Origin of the sequence: Brevibacillus gelatini, assembly GCF_003710935.1 — a bacterium.
Lineage (GTDB): Bacteria > Bacillota > Bacilli > Brevibacillales > Brevibacillaceae > Brevibacillus > Brevibacillus gelatini.
The window spans coordinates 1-1,684 of the sequence record NZ_RHHS01000087.1; the positions used below are offsets into that span (position 1 = coordinate 1).

General features: G+C 53.9%; 1 protein-coding gene and 1 pseudogene. Both read right to left on the reverse strand.

Annotated elements, in window-relative coordinates; genetic code table 11:
- Window positions 1-809 (reverse strand): pentapeptide repeat-containing protein (locus EDM57_RS22905; RefSeq protein ID WP_122906970.1); only part of this gene is annotated, 809 nt, incomplete at its 3' end.
- A gap of 144 nt (window positions 810-953) precedes the next feature.
- Window positions 954-1,684 (reverse strand): annotated as a pseudogene (locus EDM57_RS22910) (hypothetical protein); the annotation flags it as partial.

Below are 1,684 nucleotides of genomic sequence, written 5' to 3' on the forward strand. Positions count from 1 at the left end.
AAGTCCGCCTCATTCAGCTCGGTACGAACGCACCTCGTTCCGACCAGCACGCTCTCCCGCAGGTTGGCACCAGACAAGCGACTGTTGCCCAGATCGGCATAGCGCAAATCGATCCCCGCAAACTGCCCCTTCGCCAAATCGAGACCAGCCAATACTTTGTAGCCGTATTCCTGCTCCAGCCCTTCCTCCAGCCAGACGCGGATCTGCTGCGAATCTTTTGGGCGCACATCGCGGCAGTATACGATTTCGCTCTGGTCCAGGTACTCGCCGACGCGCACCTCCAGTTCGTCTTCCATTTCCACCTGCCAAAACGCTTCCACAGAATCTATCTGCTGCAACGCATACCGTCCCAGACTGACGACGTACTGGTGAAACTTCTCCGCCTGGGCGAGCTTGATCCGTTCGATCTCTGCCGGACCGATCTGTCCGGCATACGCCCGCGCCGCCTCCGTCCACTCCGCCGCAAGCTCGTCCAAAAAGCGGAAAGCCCAGCTCGCATCGTAAACCGCCTGGCATTCGACGGGGTCAAAAAACCAGCGGCTATCCGTTGCTTCCAGCAAATAATGGTTACTCCCGGACAGCAGCTCCGTCCGCAGCATGGAGTAGGTCAAATAAGCCATTTTGCCTTTTTCCCCTTGCTTTTGCATCACGGCCATTTTCTTGCATATCTCTGCAAACGAACGAAGAAACGGCTGCGCCAATCGCTCTTTTTCCGCCTGGTAATACGCATCCAGCGCATGCAGCCGGGCGATTGTCCGTTTTGGCACCTCATTTTCCCAAAAATGCTGCAAGGCTTCCTCTCTGCCCACGTCCTAACCCCCTTTGCCACTGATCTAAAAAAAGCTCTTTGCCTGTTTTGCTAACGAAAACGAACCTGACATGTGTGCAAGCCGCTTTTTTCGCCCTGTTTTTTGCGCGGCAAACACACAGTTACCTGCTGGCAACCATGTGTGTCAGTTCGTCTTGAGCTCCTGCCCGCTGATGCTTGTATTGCCATCCATCTTGATGCTGCTTTCCTTGCAGGTCAGGCTGATCTCGTTTTTGGCCGAGATAATCACCTTTGTCGCAGAATCCATCATGATGTCCTGATCGGAGACGACTTTGATATTTTTTTTGCTGAGGATCTGGATGCCATCCGCCTCGTTTAGACGAATGAGAATTTCCCCGTCCTTCGCGCTGATGACGATCTCTTGCGGAGAAAACATCAGCTCTTTGCCGTTGGCTGTGCGGAAGTATTTAATATCGGGGTTGCCAAGCTTGTTCGTCTCGCCTTCTTCCGAGTTTTTGCGCACGGAGCTGATCGCAATTCCGTCTTCTTCTTTGTTCGTCGGAAAATAGATTCGGACGTAATCGTCCAGCTCCGGCATGCAGTACCAGCCGCTGTTTCCTTCCGCCGTGTAGACGGACGAGTACGGGAACCAGTGCGCTTCGCTTTTGCTCTGCTTCTCGTCGATGTCGAGATGCACCTTGACGTTGTCTTTGGCCACGTCAATGACGCGGCCCTGGACGGACGCCCCGACGATCAGCGACTGAAAGATCGGCTTCTGGCTCATGCCTTTCTTGGAGGCGAGCAAATATTTGTGCTTGAGCAGCCCCTTTTTCATCTCGGTATGCGCTTCATACACATACAGGCTCTTTCCTTTGAAATCGACGCCGTTGCCCAGATCGAGCACCCGATCCGTCT